This window comes from Pseudomonas sp. Lb2C2, from assembly GCF_052112205.1.
In the GTDB taxonomy this organism is placed as follows: domain Bacteria; phylum Pseudomonadota; class Gammaproteobacteria; order Pseudomonadales; family Pseudomonadaceae; genus Aquipseudomonas; species Aquipseudomonas kilonensis.
On the sequence record NZ_JAUTYW010000007.1, the window covers coordinates 310,319 to 333,147 of the forward strand.

Below are 22,829 nucleotides of genomic sequence, written 5' to 3' on the forward strand. Positions count from 1 at the left end.
CTAGTCGTTGGGCGCTTAACCGAAGAAGCGCTGGCCGTTCTTGGCCATTTCACGCAGCTTCGCGGTCGGGTGGTACAGCGCGCCCAAATCAGCGTACTGGTCAGCCAGGGCAACGAACTCGGCGACACCGATCGAATCGATGTAGCGCAGCGCACCGCCACGGAATGGAGGGAAACCGATACCGTAGACCAGACCCATGTCGGCTTCGGCGGCGGTCTCGACAATGCCGTCTTCCAGGCAACGCACGGTTTCGAGGCACAGCGGGATCATCATCCAGTTGATGATGTCCTCGTCGGTGACTTCGCGCTGCTCGTAGACAATCGGCTTGAGCACTTCCAGCACCGACGAGTCGGCGACTTTCTTCTGCTTGCCGCGCTTGTCGGTCTCATAGGCGTAGAAGCCCTTGCCATTCTTCTGCCCCAGGCGCTTGGCTTCGTAGAGCACATCGACAGCCGAACGACGGTCGTCCTTCATGCGGTCCGGGAAGCCTTCGGCCATGACGTCGCGACCGTGGTGGCCGGTGTCGATGCCGACCACGTCCATCAGGTACGCCGGGCCCATCGGCCAGCCGAATTTTTCCATGATCTTGTCGATGCGCACGAAGTCCACACCGGCGCTGACCAGCTTGGCGAAACCGCCGAAGTACGGGAACAGCACGCGGTTGACCAAAAAGCCCGGGCAGTCGTTGACGACGATCGGGTTCTTGCCCATTTTCTTGGCGTAGGCCACGGTGGTGGCAACGGCATGTTCGCTGGACTTCTCGCCACGGATCACTTCCACCAGCGGCATCATGTGCACCGGGTTGAAGAAGTGCATGCCGACGAAGTTCTCCGGACGCTTGAGGGCCTTGGCCAGCAGCGAAATGGAGATGGTCGAGGTGTTCGAGGCCAGGATGGTGTCCTCTTTGACCTTGTCTTCGACTTCAGCCAATACCGCCTGCTTGACCTTCGGGTTCTCGACAACGGCTTCGACCACCAGGTCGACATGGCCGAAATCGCCGTAGGACAGGGTCGGACGAATGCCGTTGAGCACTTCGGCCATCTTCGCAGCGGTCATGCGACCTTTGTCGACACGGCCGACCAGCAGCTTGGCGGCTTCGGCCAGGCCCTGCTCGATCCCGTGTTCGTTGATGTCCTTCATCAGGATCGGCGTGCCTTTGGACGCCGACTGGTAGGCGATACCGCCACCCATGATGCCGGCGCCGAGCACGGCGGCCTGCTTCACGTCACTGGCGATTTCGTCGTAGGCCTTGGCCTTTTTCTTCAGTTCCTGGTCATTGAGGAACAGACCGATCAGGCTTTGCGCAGCCGAGGTCTTGGCCAGCTTGACGAAGCCGGCGGCCTCGACTTCCAGAGCCTTGTCGCGACCGAAGTTCGCGGCTTTCTGGATGGTCTTGATCGCTTCGACCGGCGCCGGGTAGTTCGGGCCTGCCTGACCGGCCACGAAACCCTTGGCGGTTTCGAAGGCCATCATTTGTTCGATGGCGTTGAGCTTGAGCTTTTCGAGCTTCGGCTGACGCTTGGCCTTGTAGTCGAACTCGCCGCTGATGGCGCGCTTGAGGGTTTCAAGGGCCGCTTCCTGGAGCTTGCCAGGTTCGACCACGGCGTCCACGGCACCGACCTTCAGCGCGTCTTCAGCACGGTTTTCCTTGCCGGCGGCAATCCACTCGATGGCGTTGTCGGCACCGATCAGGCGCGGCAGGCGCACGGTGCCGCCGAAGCCTGGGTAGATGCCCAGCTTGACTTCCGGCAGGCCAATCTTGGCCGTGGTGGACATGACGCGGTAATCCGCCGCCAGGCACATTTCCAGGCCGCCACCCAGGGCGATGCCGTTGATGGCCACGACGGTCGGTACGTTGAGGTCTTCGAAGTCGCTGAAAATACGGTTGGCTTCGAGGTTGCCAGCGATCAGTTCGGCATCGGGCAGCTTGAAGTTATCGACGAATTCGGTGATGTCGGCGCCGACGATGAACACGTCCTTGCCGCTGCTGACGATCACACCCTTGATCGAAGCATCTGCCTTGATAGTGTCTACAGCCTGACGCAATTCATTCAGGGTTAGACGGTTGAACTTGTTGACGGACTCACCCTTGAGGTCGAATTTCAATTCGACGATGCCACTTTCAAGAGCCTTAACCGTGATGGCTTTACCTTCGTAAATCATCAACTGATCTCCACGATATGGAAGCTGAACAGTACACGTTGAACGCTGACCACTGGTTCGGCATAGACGTTACCGTCGATGCTACGCCAATCCGCCAGGCACACCCGTCAACGCGATAGTCGGGGTCTGTAGGAGCATTCTGAAAATACAAACGCTCAATTCATACGCCCGTTTGATTTGGGTACGTCACCTTCACGGAATTTCCGACAATTGTCAATCGCCCTAAACACAGGCGTGAACGCGACTTCACGGTCATTTCCGTACCGTACGGATCCGCAACACGGCACCGCATGAGCAGCTATTCATAGGATCAATAATTAGAAAAATCGCCCTAATTCCAGACAGACCGGAACCAGCGGTCTACGCTGTCGGGACGCGATTGAAGATTGGGAACAAAGGACGTTACGAACGCACGCCCTGGCATGAGATTGTTTACCGGCCTGCCTGGCCAACCCGCCCGATGAGACTGTCGGGCTTTTTTATGCCTCAGGCCAGCGCCTTGAGCACCGTGCAAATATCTTGCAAAACAGTCGCTTCGCCCTTCTCGCCCCAGTACAAGGCAATCATTTGCCGGTCGGCTTCGACTTTGTAGACATTGGCCGGCAATTTTTCGAAATGATTGAGCAGGGACTCATCCTGGCAGACTTCCCGCCATTGGTTGACCCAGACGCCTGGCGCCGTCTGCCAATAGCTCCAGACCGCCGGTTCCTTGCCGCGCCGGGGCCGATGGTACTGGGCACAGGGGTTTGGCGGCTGCTGGCCGAGCCAGTGCGGCCACTCCTGCGGCGCCAGCTGCATGGCCAGGCCCAGGCGTCGCGCCTCCATGCGCAGGGCCATGCGACCGCTCTGAACACGGGACGGCCGCAACCATGCCAGCGGACTTAACACCACCAACAGGATTGACACCACTATCCAGACCGTCATATTCGTACTCCCGAATTCTGATGAGCCCATTGAGCCACGTCGCCGTCAATGCGCTTGAAACCAGCCATACTTACCGTATCGCAATTCTCTGGAGTGCTTTCCATGTACTACGAACACGTTCTGGTCGCCGTCGACCTCACTGAAGAATGCGATCCGGTCGTCAAGCGCGCCCTCGCCCTTTGCGAAAGCCGGGACACCAAGCTGTCGCTGGTGCATATCGTCGAACCGATGGCCATGGCCTTCGGCGGCGACGTGCCCATGGACCTTTCCCAGTTGCAGCAGCAACAATTTGACCAGGCCAAGGAGCGCCTTGACCGACTGATCGTGAAATACCCTGCCCTGAAGAAGGAATTCAGCCACCTGACCTACGGCCAGCCGCGCCAGGAGATCCATCACCTGGCCAAGGAACAGGGTTGCGACCTGATTGTGGTCGGCAGCCATGGTCGCCACGGCCTGGCGCTGTTGCTGGGCTCGACCGCCAACGACGTGCTGCATGGCGCGCCTTGCGATGTGCTGGCGGTACATTTGGTCAAGCGCACATAACCCCAGACCCTGACCTTGTGGGAGCGAGCCTGTGGGAGCAAAGCTTGCTCGCGATGAACGATAACGCGGTCATTCGACAGACCGAGATGCCTTCATCGCGAGCAAGCTTTGCTCCCACAGGCTCACCCCTACAGGGGAATAGCGTTTCAAATAGAAATCCCGGCGTTCATTGCTGAATTCCGGGATTTTTTTCAACAGCGGATCAAGCGTCCAGTTCAGCCCAACGCTCGACCAGTGCGTCCAGCTCGGCCTGCAACTGCTCCAGGTGCGCGATCACCTTGGCGGTTTCGGCCGCTGGCCGCTGGTAGAAGCTGGCGTCAGCCATCTCGGCCTCCACGGCGGCAATCTGCTGTTCCTTCGCGTCGATATCACCCGGCAACGCCTCCAGCTCGCGCTGCAGCTTGTAGCTGAGTTTTTTCTTGGCCGGTGCCGCTGCCGCGGCTACCGGGGCTGGCTCGGCCTTGACCACCGCCGAATTCAGGTCGGCCTTGCCGGACTTGCTCTCGGTTACCCCCAGCAGACGCGGCGAGCCGCCCTGACGCAGCCAGTCCTGATAACCACCGACGTATTCACGCACCAGGCCTTCGCCCTCGAACACCAGGGTGCTGGTGACCACGTTGTCGAGGAATGCCCGGTCGTGACTGACCATCAGCACGGTGCCGTTGAAGGTCAGCAACACCTCTTCCAGCAACTCCAGGGTTTCCACGTCCAGGTCGTTGGTCGGTTCGTCAAGCACCAGCAGGTTCGCCGGCTTGCTAAACAACTTGGCCAGCAACAGACGGGCACGCTCGCCACCCGACAGCGCCTTGACCGGCGTGCGGGCACGCTGGGGGCTGAACAGGAAATCGCCGAGGTAGCTCAACACATGGCGGCTCTGACCATCGATGTCGATGAAATCGCGACCTTCGGCCACGTTGTCGATCACGGTTTTTTCCAGGTCCAGCTGATGACGCAACTGGTCAAAGTAGGCAACGTCGATCTTCGTGCCCTCCTCCACCTTGCCATTGGTCGGCACCAGACCACCAAGCATCAGCTTGAGCAAGGTCGTCTTGCCGGTGCCGTTGGCGCCCAGCAGGCCGATGCGATCACCACGCTGCAGCACCATGGAGAAGTCCTTGATCAGGAACGGGCCGCCCGGGTGCGCGAAACTTACGTTCTCAAGGACCATCACCTGCTTGCCGGACTTGTCAGCGGTATCCAACTGAATGTTGGCCTTGCCGGTGCGCTCGCGACGTTCACTGCGTTCCATGCGCAAGGCTTTGAGCGCCCGCACACGGCCTTCGTTGCGGGTGCGACGAGCCTTGATGCCCTGGCGAATCCAGACTTCTTCCTGGGCCAGTTTTTTATCGAATAGCGCGTTAGCGGTTTCTTCCGCCGCCAGCGCCGCTTCCTTGTGCACCAGGAAACTGGCGTAGTCGCCGTTCCAGTCGATCAGGCCGCCACGGTCCAGCTCGAGGATGCGCGTCGCCAGATTTTGCAGGAAGGAACGGTCGTGGGTGATGAACAACACCGCCCCCTGGAAGTCTTTCAGGGCTTCTTCAAGCCAGGCGATGGCGCCGATGTCCAGGTGGTTGGTCGGTTCGTCGAGCAGCAGCAGATCCGGCTCGGAGACCAGGGCCTGGGCCAGCAGGACGCGGCGACGCCAACCACCGGACAACTCGGCGAGGGTCTTGTCGGCCGGCAATTGCAGGCGGCTCAGGGTGCTGTCGACCAGTTGCTGCAGACGCCAGCCGTCACGGGCTTCAAGGTCGTGCTGCACGTGCATCAACTTGTCCAGGTCAGCATCGGTGACGATGTTCTGGCTCAGGTGGTGATACTCGGCCAACAGCGCGCCGACACCGTCCAGGCCTTCGGCAACCACGTCGAACACGGTCCGCTCGTCGGCCACCGGCAGTTCCTGGGGCAATTCACCGATTTTAAGGCCTGGCGCGCGCCAGACCGAGCCGTCATCGGGCTTTTGATCGCCCTTGACCAGCTTCATCATGCTGGATTTGCCAGTGCCGTTGCGGCCGATGATGCACACCCGCTCACCACGGGCGATCTGCCAGGACACCTTGTCCAACAACGGCATAGCGCCGAAAGCAAGGGACACATCGCTGAATTTGAGCAGGGTCATGAGCTTCTCCAAAAACCGGGCGCGCATTCTACCTGAGATGAGGCCCCAGGGGTCCGCCAATTTCGCCACCGAAGCACTCTGCATAACAAATGTTGCGAACTTGCACCGACGACCCCGCAAAGCTTTCGCCGGCTGCTGGCAAAAGGCTAAGCTACAGACAGTTACCCTGGGTTTTCCCGTGGGCTTGTCATGTTTTTTATGCCCGGACGTCTCATGCGCAGTCGCCTTTTCAGTGTTGTATCGTGTCTTTTTGTATGTGCCACTGCCGTTCAATCCGCGCAGGCGGTGGATATCTCCACTCAACGCCAATATTACAACGAGGCCAAGCGTGCCTTGGCCAAGGGTGATTCCGGCCCCTACTTCCGCTACAGCCAGGCCCTGCGCGATTATCCGCTGGAGCCGTACCTGGCCTATGACGAGTTGACCGCTCGCCTCAAGAGCGCCAGCAACGCCGAAATCGAGAAATTCCTCGCCGAGCATGGCGACCTGCCCCAGGCCAACTGGATGAAGTTGCGCTGGTTGCGCTGGTTGAGCGAGCGCGGCGACTGGGCGACCTTCGTCAAGTATTACGACCCCAAGCTCAATTTCACCGAACTGGACTGCCTTAACGCCCAGTACCAGCTCAGTCACGGCTTGAAAGCCGAAGGTTATGCCAATACCGAAAAATTGTGGCTCTCCGGCAAGTCCCAACCCCAGGCCTGCGATGCACTGTTCGGCCTATGGGCCTCCCAGGGCCAGTTGACCGAACAGAAACGCTGGGAGCGCACCAAATTGGCGGCCCAGGCCCGCAACTACCCGCTGGCCAACAGCCTGGTCAGCGGCCTGACCACCCTTGCCCCCCGTGGCAAGTTGCTGGTGGACGTGGCGCAGAAGCCCGAGTTGCTCAACCAGCCGTCGCGCTTCAGTCCGGCCGATGAACCGATGTCCGATATCGTCAGCCTTGGCCTGCGTCGCCTGGCCCGCCAGGATCCGGAAAAAGCCATGGCACTGCTGGATGGCTACGCCAGCACCATGCACTTTTCCCGAGATGAAAAAGTCGCGATTGCCCGGGAAATCGGCCTGACCCTGGCCAAGCGCTTTGACAGCCGGGCCTTGGACGTGATGACGAAATACGACCCGGAACTGCGCGATGACACCGTTTCGGAGTGGCGCTTGCGCCTGCTGCTACGCCTGGCCCGCTGGGACGACGCCTACCAACTGACCCGCCGCCTGCCCGAGTCGCTGGCCAGCACCAACCGCTGGCGGTACTGGCAAGCCCGCACGCTGGAGCTGGCGCAGCCACAGAATCCCGAGGCAGCGGCGCTCTACAAGCACCTGGCCCGTGAACGGGACTTCTATGGCTTCCTGGCCGCCGACCGCTCCCAGTCGCCGTACTCGCTCATCAACAAGCCGCTGGTGATGAGCCAGGCACTGATCAACAAGGTGCGCAACACACCCGGTGTGCGTCGGGCGCTGGAATTCCATGCCCGCGGAGACATTGTTGACGGACGCCGCGAGTGGTATCACGTCAGCCGTCATTTCAACCGGGACGAAATGGTTGCCCAGGCCAAACTGGCCTACGACCTGAAGTGGTACTTCCCCGCCATTCGCACCATCAGCCAGGCCAAGTACTGGGACGACCTGGACATCCGCTTCCCCATGGCCCACCGCGACACCCTGGTGCGCGAAGCCAAAGTCCGTGGCCTGCACTCGAGCTGGGTGTTCGCGATCACTCGCCAGGAAAGCGCCTTCATGGACGACGCCCGCTCCGGCGTCGGTGCCGCCGGCCTGATGCAACTGATGCCTGGCACCGCCAAGGAAACCGCGCGCAAGTTCAGCATTCCCCTGGCTTCACCTCAGCAAGTGCTGAACCCGGACAAGAACATCCAGTTGGGCGCAGCCTACCTGAGCCAGGTTCACAGCCAGTTCAACGGCAACCGCGTCCTGGCTTCGGCGGCCTACAACGCCGGCCCCGGTCGCGTGCGCCAGTGGCTGCGCGGCGCCGACCACTTGAGCTTCGACGTCTGGGTCGAAAGCATTCCTTTCGACGAAACCCGCCAATATGTGCAGAACGTGTTGTCGTACTCGGTGATCTACGGCCAGAAACTCAACTCGCCGCAACCGCTGGTGGATTGGCATGAGCGCTATTTCGATGATCAGTGATTATTAGCGGAAGCTGTTCCTGAGAAGAAAAAATGCCCGCATCGAAAGATGCGGGCATTTCTTTTTGCTCGCTTGCTGAACCCTGTGGGAGCGAGCTTGCTCGCGATGGCGGTGGCACCTTCAACATGGATGCAAGCTGGCTCAACGCTATCGCGAGCAAGCTCGCTCCCACAAGGGACCATACTTAGTCGGTTGCCGTCTCCAACCCCACATTGAACTGCAACGCCGCCAACCGCGCGTACAGCGCATTGCTGGCAACCAGCTCCTGGTGAGTGCCCACCGCAACCACCTTGCCCTGGTCCATCACCGCGATCCGATCAGCGTTTTTCACCGTGGCCAGGCGGTGGGCGATGACCAGGGTCGTGCGGTTTTTCATCAGGTTGGGCAGGGCTTGCTGGATCAGGTGTTCGCTTTGCGCATCGAGGGCGCTGGTGGCTTCGTCCAGCAGCAGGATCGGCGCGTCCACCAGCAACGCCCGGGCGATGGCCAGGCGTTGGCGCTGGCCGCCGGACAGGCCCAGGCCACCGTCGCCCAGGTGGGTCTGGTAGCCGTCGGGCATTTTTTCGATGAAGTCGTGGGCGTGGGCAATCTGCGCGGCCTCACGCACCTGCTCGGACGTTGCGCCGGGGTTGCCGTAGCGGATGTTCTCTTCGACCGTGCCGAAAAACAGCGCCGGGTTTTGTGAAACCAGAGCGAAGTGGCGGCGCAGGTCCAGCGGATCGAGGCGAGTCAACGGCACGTCGTCGATCAGGATCTGCCCTTGCACCGGATCGTAGAAGCGCAGCAACAGGTCATACACCGTTGACTTGCCCGCACCGGAAGGCCCGACCAGGGCCAGGGTCTCGCCGGCCTTGATAGTCAGGTCGAGACCGTCGACCGCATAACTGTCCGGCCGGGAGGGATAGGAAAAACGCACACCTTCGAGGCGCAGATCGCCCCGGACCCGCTCCGGCAAGGTGACAAGGCCTGAAGCCGGCGGCTGGATAATGTTCTCCGACCGCAGTAACTCGGCAATGCGCTCTGCCGCACCCGCCGCCCGTTGCAGCTCGCCGATCACTTCGCTCAGCGTGCCGAAGGCACTGCCGACGATCAGGCTGTAGAACACGAATGCCGCCAGCTCACCACCGGAAATCCGCCCGGCGATCACATCCATGCCGCCGACCCAGAGCATCACCCCCACCGCGCCCAGCACCAGCACGATCACCAGGGTGATCAGCCAGGCCCGCTGGGCAATGCGCTTGCGGGCGGTGTCGAAGGCCTGCTCCACCGTCACGGAGAAACGTTGTTCGTCCTGGACCTGATGATTGTAGGCCTGCACGGTCTTGATCTGGCCGAGGGTTTCGGAGACGTAGCTGCCAACGTCGGCAACACGGTCCTGGCTCTCACGCGACAAGCTGCGCACTCGACGACCGAAGATCAGGATCGGCGCCAATACCAGCGGCAAGGCAATCACCACGATACTGGTCAGCTTGGGATTGGTGATGAACAGCAGCACGATACCGCCCACCACCATCAAGGCGTTGCGCAAAAACAACGACAGCGACGAACCGATCACCGATTGCAGCAAAGTCGTATCAGTGGTCAGCCGTGACTGGATTTCCGAACTGCGGTTGTTTTCGTAGAAACCGGGGTGCAAGTACACCAGATGGTTGAAGACCTGCCGCCGGATATCGGCCACCACCCGCTCGCCGATCCAGGACACCAGGTAAAAACGTGCAAACGTACCGATCGCCAGCCCCACCACCAGCACCATGAACAGGCCGATGGATTGATTGAGCAGGTGCGGTGAGCGGGTCATGAAGCCCTGGTCCACCAGCAACCGGATGCCTTGGCCCATGGACAAGGTAATACCGGCGGTGACAATCAGGGCCAGCAAGGCGCCGGCGACCTGTTTGCGGTAAGGGGCGATGAAGCCGCTGGCCAGGCGTATGGCACGGCGATGTCGGGAAGAAAGCATCAAGGGCATCCGATAATGCAGCAGGAAAAAGGCCGGCCAGCGACGCCAAAGCGTAGCGGAACCAAATTGAATCAGAATGAGTCGGGTTAAATATGACCACAACGACTAGAGGCTAGATGTTATCGGTCTAAAGTCTGGCTGGAAACGCAACTATGTTTCTGATTGAGTGGAGGTGTCGCCATGAACCTACAAGGAGTGTCATGGCTCGGTCACCTGGCGACATTAAAGTAAGCACACAACCTGATGAGGAGACAGGCCATGTCCTTGCAACACAGCAGCGACGACAAGATTCAAGTAATCCGCACGCAACCGGACCAGTCTCTGGGCTGCTCGTTCATCGATGCCCAAGGGCGCGAAGTACCGATCACCGAAGACATGATCCAGAAAGCCTGCAGCGAGCTGGAAAAACGCCTGGTCAAGCCTGCCGAACAAAAGTGATACAGCCCGTCTTCAATTGGACCCGACCTTGATGTCGGGTTTTTTATGCCTGCGAGAAAGGTTGTGGGAGCAAGGCTTGCCCGCGATGCAGGCACCTCGGTCCCCTGACCGCGTCATCGTTCATCGCGAGCAAGCTTTGCTCCCACAACCCAGCGCTGTCACGATCTGTTGCAAGGCCACCGACTGCCCTTCGATACGAACCTTCAGGCTGTCGATTTCGCGCCGTGGTGGATAATGCTTGCGCAAGGCATCGAACGCGCTGCGTTGCTCGCTGACCGTGCCCACCAGGCTGCGGCGAAAGTTCGCGTCGTCGCCACGGGGGTCGTACACGCTCCGGCACAACGCCGCCAAGGCCCAGGCCGGGTCGGTTGCGGCATCCAGGGTGATGCCACCGAGCCAAGGCCGAGGCAACAGGTCGCTGAGGCTGACTTCAACCGGCTGTTCCAGGAAAGCGCACAAGGCCTGGTAGATCTGGGCGGTGCCGCGCTGGCGGCCATCGAGGCTGTAACCGGCAATATGCGGGGTGGCGATCACGCACAAATCGGCCAGATCCACATCCACGGTGGGTTCCTGCTCCCAGACATCCAGCACCGCCTGCAGGTCTTCGCGCTCCAGCAACACTTCGCGTAGCGCGGCGTTGTCGATCACCGGGCCGCGGGCCGCGTTGATCAGCCAGGTCCCAGGTTTGAGCTGGTTCAGGCGCGCCTCGTCGAACAGGTGCCAGGTCGATTGCTCACCGTCGCGGGTCAACGGTGTGTGCAGGCTGATCACATCGCACTGTTCGATGATCTGCTCCAGGCTCACATAGTCGCCCCCCTCGGCGGCCTGACGCGGCGGATCGCAGACCTTTACGGTCCAGCCCAGCCCCTTGAGCACCTCGATCAACCGCCCGCCCACCTGGCCTGCGCCGACCACGCCGAAGGTTCGTTGCTCGAGTTGTGCGCCTTCGATTTCTGCCAGGGTCATCAGGCTGCCCAGCACATAGTCCACCACACCACGGGCATTGCAGCCCGGCGCGCTGGCCCAGCGGATACCGGCCTCAGCGAAATAATCCAGGTCCAGGTGATCGGTGCCGATGGTGCAGGTGCCGACAAAGCGCACCTTGCTGCCTTCCAGCAGGGCCCGATTGACCTGGCTGACCGAACGCACCAGCAACACATCGGCGTGCTCGACCATCGTCCGGTCGATCCCCCGCCCCGGTACCCGGCGGATTTCGCCGAACCCTTGGAAAAACGCATCGAGCAGGGGGATGTTTTCGTCGGCGACGATCAGCATGGCAGAGCTCCTTTGGCGGGAGGGGCAGTGTAGGCGTTCCTCGCCTCGATGGGCCAGCCCATTGCTTCAGTGAGCGCGTTTGTGGCGAGGGAGCTTGCTCCCGCTCGGGTGCGAAGCAGCCGCCAGCTTTTGGGGCCTGCTTCGCAGTCCAGCGGGAGCAAGCTCCCTCGCCACAGAAACTACCCGGGCAGACGTTGACGATTACAAATCCACAACACAGGTTTTTTCCTGACCACTGTGTCAAGGCGTAGAATTCGCCGCCTTGCGCTTAACCTTTTCGGACGCTTTCCCTGTGAACCCTGTCATCGATACCCCCATCACCCTCTCCCGCCCGGCCCGCGTTCGCCTCGAACTCAGGACCTTGCTGGCCCTGGCCCTGCCGATCATGGTGGCGCAACTGGCAACCACCGCCATGGGTTTTGTCGATGCGGTGATGGCCGGTCGGGTCGGCCCACGGGACCTCGCGGCCGTGGCCCTGGGCAACTCGATCTGGGTGCCGGTGTTCCTGCTGATGACCGGCACATTGCTGGCGACCACGCCGAAAGTTGCCCAGCGCTTCGGTGCCGGTACGTTCGACGAGATCGGGCCGCTGGTGCGCCAGGCGCTGTGGTTGGCATTGGTGGTGGGGTTGATCGCGACGCTGGCGCTGTTCAGCGCCGAACCGATCCTGCACATCATGAACGTCGATCCTGAACTGATCGGTCCGTGCATGGAATACCTGCGGGGCATCGGCACAGGCTTGCCGGCGGTGGCGCTGTATCACGTACTGCGCTGCTTCAGCGATGGCCTGGGTCGCACGCGGCCGGCGATGGTGTTGGGGCTGTGTGGGCTGGCGCTGAACATTCCGCTCAATTACATCTTCATCTACGGGCACCTGGGCGTGCCCGCCATGGGCGGCGTCGGTTGTGGCTGGGCCACGGCCATCGTGATGTGGGTCATGGCCCTGGGCATGGCCGGTTGGGCCCGGTGGGCGCCGGCCTATCAGTCGAGCCGGTTGTTCAGCCGTTTCAACTGGCCGCAATGGGCCGTCATCAAGCGCCTGCTGGGCATCGGCCTGCCGATTGGCATCGCGGTGTTCGCCGAGTCGAGTATTTTTGCAGTGATCGCCCTGCTGATCGGCAGCCTCGGCGCCACCGTGGTGGCCGGGCACCAGATCGCACTGAACTTCAGCTCCCTGGTGTTCATGATCCCCTACTCCCTGGGCATGGCCGTCACGGTGCGGGTCGGCCAGGCCCTGGGCCGTCGTCAGCCGCGCGAAGCACGCTTCGCCGCCGGGGTGGGTATGGGCACGGCCTTGGCGTATGCCTGCCTGTCGGCAAGCCTGATGTTCGCACTGCGCGGGCCCATCGCGGCGATCTATACCGCCGATCCAGTGGTGATCGACGTGGCCTCGATGCTGATCGTCTACGCGGCGCTGTTCCAGTTTTCCGATGCGATCCAGGTCACGGCGGCGGGCGCATTGCGCGGCTTCCAGGACACTCGGGTGACGATGATCCTGACCCTGTTCGCCTATTGGGGCATCGGCCTGCCGGTGGGTTACGCCCTGGGCCTGACCGACTGGCTCGGCGCGGCCAGCGGCCCGAGCGGGTTGTGGCAAGGCCTGATCGTGGGCTTGAGCTGCGCGGCGCTGATGCTGTCGATCCGCCTGGCACGCAGCGCGCGCAAGCAGATCCGCCTCAATCGCTCGACGGATTAAGCGAGTTTCTTGCGGATCCAGTAGAGGTATGTGCCCGCTTCCTCCTGCTGCGCCACCAGTTCGTGGTCCAGAAACACGCAAAACTTGGGGATGTCGCGGCGAGTCGAGGGGTCGGTGGCGATCACTTTCAGTAGCCCGCCGGGGACCAGGTCGCGAATGTGCTGGTGCAGCATCATCACCGGTTCCGGGCAATTGAGGCCCGTGGCATCCAGCGTGCCGTCCACCGGCGTATCGTTCATTTCACTCATGTTCTACTCCTGAAGCTGGCCGGCATTGTCGCGCAATGTCGGCGTTCGGTCACCCCTGGCTTAACGCCGTACCCTAATGTGGGAGCGAGCTTGCTCGCGATGGCGGTGGGTCAGCTTGCATCAATGTTGAATGTGCCGACGCCATCGCGAGCAAGCTCGCTCCCACAGGGGATTTCATTGGCTCTAAGGGACTAGCGGGACTTCGGCTTTTTGGTGTCCAACCGCCGCAGATGGCACGTCACTTCCTCGCGATCGTGGTACAGCTGCTTGCAACCGATCTCGACCTTGATCCCCCGAGCCTTGAAACCCTCGGCGATGCGCTCGAGCAGGCGCTTGACCTCGGCATAGCGCTGTTTCATCGGCAGCTTGAGGTTGACCACGGCCTCGCGGCAATGCCCTTCGCCAATCCACTCTCCCAGCATCGCCGCGTTGCGTGCCGGTTTCTCGACGATATCGCAGACCATCCAGTCCACCGGCTGCTTGGGCTTGAACGTGAAGCCGTCTGCCATCAGATGCTGCACCAGTCCGGTGTCCATCAGGCTTTCGGCCATCGGGCCATTGTCGATGGCGGTCACCAGCATGCCCCGGTTGACCAGCTGCCAGGTCCAGCCGCCCGGCGCGGCGCCGAGGTCCACGCCGGTCATGTCGCTGTGCAGCCGCTCGTCCCACTGGTCCCGGGGAATGAAATGGTGCCAGGCCTCTTCAAGCTTGAGGGTGGAACGGCTCGGCGCTTCCCGGGGAAACTTCAGGCGGGGAATGCCCATGGGCCACATCGCCGAGTTATCGGATTCGGCCAGGCCCAGGAACACTTCGCGGCCACTCTTGAAGGTCAGCAGCAGGCGCGGCTTGCGCGGGTCGTCCACCAGCTTGCCGGCGCCAATCAGCGCCTTGCGCAACGGGCCTTCGAACTTTTTGCAGAAGTTCGACAGTTCCTTGCCGTCGTTGGTATCCACCACTTCCAGCCACAGGCTGCCACAGGTCGGGAAAGCGGCCATGTGGGCCAGGATGACGCTGATGCGATCGGTTTCCGGCAAATCGATGAAGGTACCGCGCGCCCACTGGCGCGGGAAAATCAATTCGGCGAAACGCTGGCCGCCCATCAGCCGCTCGGCGCCGTCGTCTTCGGTGCAGACAAATTCAGCGCAGGCACTGGCTGGTTTGGCCTTGGCGTAGCCGGCTACGTTGAGCCGGGCCGCGTGTTCGGCGATCTCGGAACAGACCTCGCCTTCGAAGCCCGGCCGGCAGTGCATGAAAAGCGTGTTCATTGAAACTCCGTAGCAAAGCCTGTCACGAAAACCGCCGCATGATAGCGGAGTTCGGAACCGCGAACCTGTCCATAGAGTCCAGTGATTAGTCATACGCTCAAAACAGGGCTAGGTTAAAGGCTCTGTCCGTTCCGTCAGTCCGTAGCCGTGCGGACTCAAAGGAGTGATTTCAATGCCGTCCCTCGATAGCCTGAAAACCCTTAAAACACTGCAAGTCGACGCCAGGACCTACCACTACTTCAGCCTGCCGGATGCCGCCCGAAGCCTGGGTGACCTGGACAAACTGCCCATGTCGTTGAAGGTGCTGCTGGAAAACCTGCTGCGCTGGGAAGATGAAAAAACCGTCACCGGCACCGACCTCAAGGCCCTGGCCGGTTGGCTCAAGGAGCGCCGTTCCGACCGCGAGATTCAATACCGCCCGGCACGGGTGTTGATGCAAGACTTCACTGGCGTCCCCGCCGTGGTCGACCTGGCCGCCATGCGCGCCGCCATGGAAAAGGCCGGCGGCGATCCCCAGCGCATCAACCCGCTGTCGCCGGTGGACCTGGTGATCGACCACTCGGTGATGGTGGACAAATTCGCCAGCAGCCAGGCGTTCGAGCAGAACGTCGACATCGAAATGCAACGCAACGGCGAACGCTACGCCTTCCTGCGTTGGGGCCAGAGCGCCTTCGACAACTTCAGCGTGGTGCCGCCGGGCACTGGCATCTGCCATCAGGTCAACCTCGAGTACCTGGGCCGCACCGTATGGACCAAAGAGGAAGACGGCCGCACCTACGCGTTCCCGGACACCCTGGTGGGCACCGACTCCCACACCACCATGATCAACGGCCTCGGCGTGCTGGGCTGGGGCGTCGGCGGGATCGAGGCGGAAGCGGCCATGCTCGGCCAGCCGGTGTCGATGCTGATTCCCGAGGTCATCGGCTTCAAACTCGTCGGCAAACTGCGCGAAGGCATCACCGCCACCGACCTGGTGCTGACCGTCACGCAGATGCTGCGCAAGAAAGGCGTGGTGGGCAAGTTCGTCGAGTTCTATGGCGACGGTCTTGCCGATCTGCCCTTGGCCGACCGCGCCACCATCGCCAACATGGCGCCGGAATACGGCGCCACCTGCGGCTTCTTCCCGGTGGACGATGTGACCCTGGACTACTTGCGCCTGTCGGGACGCCCAGCGGAAACGGTGAAATTGGTGGAGGCCTATTGCAAGGCCCAAGGCCTGTGGCGCTTGCCCGGCCAGGAGCCGGTGTTCACCGACACTCTGGAGCTGGACATGGGCAGCGTCGAGGCCAGCCTCGCCGGGCCCAAACGCCCGCAGGACCGGGTCTCGCTGCCGAATGTCGGCCAGGCTTTCAGCGACTTCCTGGGGCTGCAGGTCAAACCCACCAGCAAAGAAGAAGGTCGCCTGGAAAGTGAAGGTGGCGGTGGCGTAGCGGTGGGCAATGCCGATCAGGTGGGCGAAGCCGAATACGAATACGAAGGCCACACCCATCGCCTGAAAAACGGCGCGGTGGTAATCGCTGCTATCACCTCGTGCACCAACACCTCCAACCCCAGCGTGATGATGGCCGCCGGGCTGCTGGCGAAAAAAGCCGTGGAAAAGGGCCTGACCCGCAAGCCGTGGGTCAAGAGTTCCCTGGCCCCGGGCTCCAAGGTGGTCACCGACTACTACAAGGCGGCCGGCCTGACCGAGTACCTGGATAAACTTGGTTTCGACTTGGTCGGCTATGGTTGCACCACCTGCATCGGCAACTCCGGGCCGTTGCCGGAGCCCATCGAAAAAGCCATCCAGAAAGCCGACCTGACGGTGGCGTCGGTATTGTCGGGCAACCGCAACTTCGAAGGCCGGGTGCACCCACTGGTGAAGACCAACTGGCTGGCCTCGCCACCGCTGGTGGTCGCCTATGCCCTGGCCGGCACCGTGCGCATCGACATCAGCAGCGAGCCGCTGGGCAACGATCGGGACGGCAAGCCGGTGTACCTGCGGGACATCTGGCCCAGCAGCCAGGAAGTGGCCGCCGCCGTGGCCCAGGTCAACACCAGCATGTTCCACAAGGAATACGCTGCCGTGTTTGCCGGTGACGAACAATGGCAGGCCATCGAAGTGCCGCAAGCGGCGACTTACGTCTGGCAGGACGACTCGACCTACATCCAGCACCCGCCCTTCTTCGACGACATCGGCGGGCCGCCACCGGCCGTCAGGAACGTCGAGGGTGCCCGGGTCCTGGCCCTGTTGGGAGACTCGGTGACCACTGACCACATCTCCCCGGCCGGTAATATCAAGGCCGACAGCCCGGCCGGTCGCTACCTGCGCGAACAAGGCGTGGAGCCGCGAGACTTCAACTCCTATGGCTCCAGGCGCGGCAACCACCAGGTGATGATGCGCGGCACCTTCGCCAATATCCGCATTCGCAACGAAATGCTCGACGGCGAAGAAGGCGGCAACACGATCTACATCCCCAGTGGCGAACGAATGCCGATCTACGACGCCGCCATGCGGTACCAGGCCGCCGGCATGCCCCTGGTGGTGATTGCCGGGCAGGAATATGGCACCGGGTCGAGCCGGGACTGGGCCGCCAAGGGCACGAACCTGCTGGGGGTCAAGGCGGTGATCGCCGAAAGCTTCGAGCGCATCCACCGCTCCAACCTGGTGGGCATGGGCGTGCTGCCATTGCAGTTCAAGCTCGACCAGAACCGCAAGCGCCTGAACCTTACGGGCAAGGAAACCCTGGACATCCTGGGCCTCAATGACGTCGAACTGACGCCGCGCATGAACCTGCCCCTGGTCATCACCCGAGAGGACGGCAGCCAGGAGCGAATCGAAGTGTTGTGCCGGATCGATACCTTGAATGAAGTGGAGTATTTCAAGGCCGGCGGGATCCTTCACTATGTACTGCGGCAATTGATTGCCGGCTAAAGATCAGCCCCCCCTGTGGGAGCGAGCTTGCTCGCGATAGCGGTAGAACAGTCAACATCGATGTTGACTGACAAGCCCCTATCGCGAGCAAGCTCGCTCCCACAGGTTCTGCGGCTTACTGACCGTTATTCACCTCTTAACAGGCGATGTTTTTGTATCGGCCCGCCTATAATCCCGTCGGCACTCACGGAACAGAGTCCGCCAACGGCTTGCCCCTCCTGCGCATGAACCTGCATGGACACAAATGTGCCCTTTGCGCGACACGGTGGCGTCGAAGCCCCAACGGCCGCTCTCGCCCCGAGCTCTTCCGCTAAAAGGATGTTGTATGCCCGCTTTACCCTGGCTTCACCTGGCCCTCCTCTCCACAGGCTACGGTCTGGCGCTGGTCTACGGCCATTTGACCTGGACGGCTGTCATCTCGGTCGCGCTATTGCTGTTTGCCGGGTATGCGGTTCGCCAACAGCAAACGCCGGTAGGCCAGTTTCTCGGGCACGCCCTGTTCCTGATCATGGCCCTGGCATTGGCCCTGCACTGGATGCCCGGCTTCTTCAACGGGCGGGTGATCCCGGCGCAACGCTTGACCGACGACGCCGCGCCGTTTGCCATGTACCTGAACCAGGACAAGCCGCTGATCGGCTTCTGGCTGTTGCTGGCCTGCCCCTGGATCGTCGGCCGACGCCCATTGCGCCTGGCGGCAGGGGCCACGGCACTGGGCCTGGCGTTGAGCGCGGTGCTGGCCCTCGGCGGAGCCATGCTGCTGGGCATGATCCACTGGGCGCCGAAATGGCCGGATCAAGCCTGGTTGTGGGTGTTCAACAATCTTTTATTGGTGACGCTGGTGGAGGAAGCGCTGTTTCGTGGCTACATTCAGGGGGGCTTGAGCCGGCGCTTCAAACACCTGAGTTACGGCGACAACCTGGCGCTGCTCCTGTCTTCGCTACTGTTCGGCCTGGTACATGCTGGCGCAGGTTGGCAATGGGTGCTGCTGTCGGGCCTGGCGGGGGTCGGTTACGGCCTGGCGTATCGTTTTGGCGGCCTGGGCGCGGCGATTGCCACGCATTTTCTCCTCAACCTGCTTCATTTCGCCCTATTTACCTACCCGATGCTGGCGTGATAGCTACAGGCAAAAATAACCTCAATTAAAACCTGACACCGCCGACAACCTTTCATAGCCTTTCAAAGCCTTGCGGATCTACACACCATGCGTAACAACCAGCCCGTCACACAACGCGAAAGGACCTTCCCGGCCCAGCAACGATTGATTTCGACCACCGACGCCAAGGGCGTGATCACCTACTGCAACGACGCGTTCGTTGACATCAGCGGGTATTCGAAGGAAGAACTGATTCGTTCGCCGCACAACCTCGTGCGCCATCCCGACGTCCCATCCGCTGTGTTCGCGCACATGTGGGGTACGCTGAAACAAGGCTTGCCATGGATGGGCATCGTCAAGAATCGCAGCAAGAACGGCGACCATTACTGGGTCAACGCCTATGTCACGCCCGTGTTCGAGGGCAACCAGGTGATCGGCTACGAGTCGGTGCGGGTCAAGCCCTCCGCCGAACAGATCGCCCGCGCCGAGGCGCTTTATCAACGCATCAACCAAGGCAAGTCCGCAGTTCCGGGTAGCGACAAATGGGTGCCCATACTGCAGGACTGGCTACCGTTTATCCTGGTCAGCCAGTTGAGTTTCATCGTCGGCGCTTTCCTGGATTCCTCCTGGGGCTTTGCTCTGGCCGCCCTGCTGTCGGTGCCGCTGGGGCTATTAGGCCTGCAATGGCAGCAACGCGGGATCAAGCGCCTGCTGCGCCTGGCCGAGCAAACCACGTCCGACCCGCTGATCGCACGGATGTATACCGACAGCCGCGGCGTCCAGGCACGCCTGGAGATGTCGATCCTCAGTCAGGAAGCGCGCCTGAAAACCTGCCTGACCCGCCTGCAGGACACCGCCGAACACCTTAACGATCAGGCTCGCCAGTCCAACACCCTGGCCCATGACAGCTCCAGCGGCCTGGAGCGCCAGCGGGTGGAAACCGAACAGGTCGCCACGGCCGTCAACCAGATGGCGGCAACGACCCAGGAAGTCGCCAGCCACGTGCAGCGCACCGCCGACGCCACCCAGGAAGCCAATCGCCTGACCAGCCGCGGGCGCGACATCGCCGGCGAAACCCGCGAAGCCATCGAGCGCCTGTCGGTGGTGGTCGGCGAGACCGGGCAGACCGTGACCCAGCTGGCCAAGGACAGCGACGAGATCGGTGGCGTGGTAGACGTGATCAAAGGCATCGCCGACCAGACCAACCTGCTGGCCCTCAACGCCGCCATCGAAGCGGCCCGCGCCGGGGAGATGGGCCGCGGCTTTGCCGTGGTGGCTGACGAAGTGCGGCAACTGGCACAACGCACCAGCGAATCCACCGGGCAGATCCACGCCCTGATCGCCAAGCTCCAGCAGACCGCCACCAACGCCGTGCAGACCATGGACGCCGGCCATCGCCAGGCCGAAGAAGGCGTGGCCCGGGTCATGGAAGCAGACGAGGCGCTGGTGGGGATCAGTGAAGCGGTGGCGCACATTACCGACATGACCACCCAGATCGCCGCCGCCACCGAGGAACAAAGCTCAGTGGCCGAGGAGATCAGCCGCAACATCAGCAATATCTCCGAGCTGGCCGACCAGACCTCTGGCCAGGCTCACAGCTCGGCACTGCTGAGCGAAGAGCTGACCCGTACGGCCAACACGCAGTACTCGTTGGTGGAGCGGTTTAACCGCTGATCGTTGCTTGATACAGAAAACCCGGATAGCGAAAGCTTCCGGGTTTTTTTATTGCCTGGCAGGCCGCCATCGCGAGCAGGCTCGCTCCCACAGGGAAACTCGGTCGCTCATCCAAATGCGCTCCAATTGTGGGAGCGAGCCTGCTCGCGAAGAGGCCAGGACAGACGCTATCAATCCTGAAGAAACGCCGCCACCTTTCCCGCAGCAGCCTCCAGATGCTGCTCATGACTAAATCCCGAAGCCTTCAACGGCTTCAAATCATGATCCCCCGCCGCCAGCCACATCACCTCGATGCTCGGTGACAAGGCATACCCCTGCACCGCTTCACGATTGCCCAACGCATCGCGCTCGCCCTGAACGATCAAGGTCCGGGCTTTCAACGCCGCCAGATGCTCGACCCGCGGTTTCTCCGGCTTGCCCACCGCGTAGAAGGGATAGCCCAGGCATACCAGCGCATCGGCGCCCAGCTCATCGGCCAGCAGGCTCGCCATCCGTCCGCCCATGGATTTGCCCCCCACGGCCAGCCGCCCAGCGACATAAGGCCGCACCGTGGCGTACACCTCACGCCAGCATTCCAGCAACTTAGGGGCCGGGTTGGGTGGACGCTTGCCCCCATCCAGGCGCCGCTGGGCCATGTAGGGAAACTCGAAACGCAACACGTTGACACCATGCGCGGCAAGGCGCGCGGTCATTTCCTCCATAAAGCCACTGTCCATTGGCGCACCGGCACCATGAGCCAGGATCAGGGTTGGCGCCTTGGCGCTGGCGACCGATTGCCCGGCTGTCCATAACCAGCCGTGTTCGGCTACACATCGCGCCCATTGATCCCCGTCAATACTGGCCTTGTGCTGTTTGTCCATGCTGACCTCGCTTTTAGTCTGCCTATAACTCCAGGCGAAGAACGCCGCACTGCCTTGCGCAGGCGCTACTTCGGCTGAACCGTGGATGGGGAACCATGAACACTTCTATCAGTACCGCCTACAACTACAAGGTGGTCCGCCAATTCGCCATTATGACGGTGGTGTGGGGCATCGTCGGCATGGGGCTCGGGGTTTTTCTCGCCGCCCAATTGGTCTGGCCACAACTCAACTTCGATTTGCCATGGACCAGCTTCGGCCGCCTGCGCCCACTGCACACCAACGCAGTGATCTTTGCCTTCGGCGGGTGCGCGTTGTTTGCGAGTTCGTTTTATTCGGTGCAACGCACCTGCCAGACACAGCTGTTCGCGCCGAAAATCGCCGCGTTCTGCTTCTGGGGCTGGCAACTGGTGATCCTGCTGGCGGCAATCAGCCTGCCACTGGGCTACACCAGTTCCAAGGAATACGCCGAGCTGGAATGGCCGATCGATATTCTGATCACCATCGTCTGGGTTGCCTACGCCATCGTGTTCTTCGGCACCGTGGCCAAGCGCAACACCAAGCACATCTACGTCGGTAACTGGTTCTTCGGCGGGTTCATCCTGACCGTGGCGATCCTGCACATCGTCAACAACCTGGAACTGCCGGTGAGCTTCACCAAATCCTACTCGGTGTACGCCGGGGCCACGGATGCGATGGTGCAATGGTGGTACGGCCACAACGCCGTGGGCTTCTTCCTCACCGCAGGCTTCCTGGGGATGATGTACTACTTCGTGCCGAAGCAGGCCGAGCGCCCGGTGTATTCCTATCGCTTGTCCATCGTGCACTTCTGGGCGCTGATCACCCTGTACATCTGGGCCGGCCCTCACCACTTGCACTACACCGCGCTGCCGGACTGGGCACAGTCCCTGGGCATGGTGATGTCGCTGATCCTGCTGGCGCCAAGCTGGGGCGGCATGATCAACGGCATGATGACCCTATCGGGTGCCTGGCATAAGTTGCGCAGCGACCCGATCCTGCGGTTCCTGGTGGTGTCCCTGGCGTTCTACGGCATGTCGACCTTCGAAGGTCCGATGATGGCGATCAAGACCGTCAACGCCCTTTCCCACTACACCGACTGGACCATCGGCCACGTGCATGCCGGCGCGCTCGGCTGGGTGGCGATGATTTCCATCGGTGCGCTGTACCACATGATCCCGAAAGTCTTCGGCCGGCCACAGATGCACAGCATCGGCCTGATCAACGCGCACTTCTGGCTCGCGACCATCGGCACCGTGCTGTACATCGCCTCGATGTGGGTCAACGGCATCGCCCAGGGCCTGATGTGGCGTGCGGTGAACGAGGACGGCACGCTCACCTACTCCTTCGTCGAAACCCTGGTGGCCAGCCACCCAGGCTTCGTCGTGCGGCTGGCAGGCGGGGCGATCTTCCTCCTCGGCATGCTGCTGATGGCCTACAACACCTGGCGCACCGTGCGGGCCTACCAGCCTGCCGAAGCCGCCGCTGCCGCGCAGATGGCCTGAG

General features: G+C 61.7%; 16 protein-coding genes. 8 read left to right on the forward strand and 8 right to left on the reverse strand.

Going from position 1 to position 22,829, the window contains the following annotated elements:
- Positions 1–15 precede the first annotated feature (15 nt).
- The gene (fadB, locus tag Q7F16_RS22490; protein ID WP_095961966.1) at positions 16–2,163 is read right to left on the reverse strand and encodes a fatty acid oxidation complex subunit alpha FadB; all 2,148 of its coding nucleotides are present in this window, start codon (positions 2,161–2,163) and stop codon (positions 16–18) included.
- Positions 2,164–2,649: 486 nt separating this feature from the next.
- A complete protein-coding gene (locus Q7F16_RS22495; RefSeq protein WP_409556896.1) occupies positions 2,650–3,087 on the reverse strand; it encodes a hypothetical protein in 438 nt (145 codons plus the stop codon).
- A 102-nt stretch (positions 3,088–3,189) separates the two neighbouring features.
- Between Q7F16_RS22495 and Q7F16_RS22500 the strand changes: the two genes are divergently transcribed.
- A complete protein-coding gene (locus Q7F16_RS22500; RefSeq protein ID WP_003199636.1) occupies positions 3,190–3,630 on the forward strand; it encodes a universal stress protein in 441 nt (146 codons plus the stop codon).
- A 202-nt stretch (positions 3,631–3,832) separates the two neighbouring features.
- On the opposite strand, the gene Q7F16_RS22505 is transcribed toward Q7F16_RS22500, so the two are convergent.
- The gene (locus tag Q7F16_RS22505; protein WP_046065288.1) at positions 3,833–5,746 is read right to left on the reverse strand and encodes an ATP-binding cassette domain-containing protein; all 1,914 of its coding nucleotides are present in this window, start codon (positions 5,744–5,746) and stop codon (positions 3,833–3,835) included.
- Between the two features lie 213 nt (positions 5,747–5,959).
- Between Q7F16_RS22505 and Q7F16_RS22510 the strand changes: the two genes are divergently transcribed.
- On the forward strand, positions 5,960–7,888 hold the full coding sequence (locus Q7F16_RS22510) for a transglycosylase SLT domain-containing protein (RefSeq protein ID WP_409556897.1): 1,929 nt from the start codon (positions 5,960–5,962) through the stop codon (positions 7,886–7,888).
- Positions 7,889–8,072: 184 nt separating this feature from the next.
- On the opposite strand, the gene Q7F16_RS22515 is transcribed toward Q7F16_RS22510, so the two are convergent.
- Positions 8,073–9,854 (reverse strand): ABC transporter transmembrane domain-containing protein, encoded by a 1,782-nt coding sequence (locus Q7F16_RS22515; RefSeq protein ID WP_161798369.1) that lies wholly within the window; start codon positions 9,852–9,854, stop codon positions 8,073–8,075.
- Positions 9,855–10,103: 249 nt separating this feature from the next.
- On the opposite strand from Q7F16_RS22515, the gene Q7F16_RS22520 reads away from it, so the two are divergent.
- The gene (locus tag Q7F16_RS22520; RefSeq protein WP_003199629.1) at positions 10,104–10,283 is read left to right on the forward strand and encodes a PA1571 family protein; all 180 of its coding nucleotides are present in this window, start codon (positions 10,104–10,106) and stop codon (positions 10,281–10,283) included.
- 120 nt (positions 10,284–10,403) lie between these two features.
- Here the strand turns inward: Q7F16_RS22520 and pdxB are convergent, their stop codons facing one another.
- Complete coding sequence (pdxB, locus tag Q7F16_RS22525; RefSeq protein WP_046065285.1) at positions 10,404–11,558, reverse strand: 4-phosphoerythronate dehydrogenase PdxB; 1,155 nt, start codon at positions 11,556–11,558, stop codon at positions 10,404–10,406.
- A gap of 292 nt (positions 11,559–11,850) precedes the next feature.
- Between pdxB and Q7F16_RS22530 the strand changes: the two genes are divergently transcribed.
- Positions 11,851–13,254, forward strand: a complete 1,404-nt coding sequence (locus tag Q7F16_RS22530) for an MATE family efflux transporter (protein WP_409556898.1) — start codon at positions 11,851–11,853, stop codon at positions 13,252–13,254.
- Here Q7F16_RS22530 and tusA read toward each other — a convergent pair.
- Both tusA and rlmM read right to left on the reverse strand, forming a co-directional pair.
- Positions 13,251–13,502 (reverse strand): sulfurtransferase TusA, encoded by a 252-nt coding sequence (gene tusA / locus Q7F16_RS22535; protein ID WP_014339369.1) that lies wholly within the window; start codon positions 13,500–13,502, stop codon positions 13,251–13,253. The two genes, Q7F16_RS22530 and tusA, sit on opposite strands and share 4 nt — an antisense overlap.
- A 191-nt stretch (positions 13,503–13,693) precedes the next feature.
- Positions 13,694–14,767, reverse strand: coding sequence for a 23S rRNA (cytidine(2498)-2'-O)-methyltransferase RlmM (gene rlmM, locus Q7F16_RS22540; protein WP_409556899.1), 1,074 nt, complete (start codon positions 14,765–14,767; stop codon positions 13,694–13,696).
- Positions 14,768–14,939: 172 nt separating this feature from the next.
- Here rlmM and acnA point away from each other — a divergent pair, with 172 nt between their 5' ends.
- From acnA to Q7F16_RS22555, 3 genes are all read left to right on the forward strand, one after another.
- Entirely contained in the window at positions 14,940–17,681 is a 2,742-nt protein-coding gene (gene acnA / locus Q7F16_RS22545) for an aconitate hydratase AcnA (protein WP_409556900.1), read from the forward strand.
- 325 nt (positions 17,682–18,006) lie between these two features.
- Positions 18,007–18,795: a CPBP family intramembrane glutamic endopeptidase gene (locus Q7F16_RS22550; RefSeq protein ID WP_186650301.1), complete on the forward strand. Its 789-nt coding sequence runs from the start codon at positions 18,007–18,009 to the stop codon at positions 18,793–18,795.
- 87 nt (positions 18,796–18,882) lie between these two features.
- Positions 18,883–20,448: a methyl-accepting chemotaxis protein gene (locus Q7F16_RS22555; RefSeq protein WP_079302131.1), complete on the forward strand. Its 1,566-nt coding sequence runs from the start codon at positions 18,883–18,885 to the stop codon at positions 20,446–20,448.
- 170 nt (positions 20,449–20,618) lie between these two features.
- On the opposite strand, the gene Q7F16_RS22560 is transcribed toward Q7F16_RS22555, so the two are convergent.
- Positions 20,619–21,308, reverse strand: a complete 690-nt coding sequence (locus Q7F16_RS22560; protein WP_046065279.1) for an alpha/beta family hydrolase — start codon at positions 21,306–21,308, stop codon at positions 20,619–20,621.
- A gap of 95 nt (positions 21,309–21,403) precedes the next feature.
- Here Q7F16_RS22560 and ccoN point away from each other — a divergent pair, with 95 nt between their 5' ends.
- Positions 21,404–22,828: a cytochrome-c oxidase, cbb3-type subunit I gene (gene ccoN / locus Q7F16_RS22565; RefSeq protein WP_014339375.1), complete on the forward strand. Its 1,425-nt coding sequence runs from the start codon at positions 21,404–21,406 to the stop codon at positions 22,826–22,828.
- The last annotated feature ends 1 nt before the right edge of the window (position 22,829 follow it).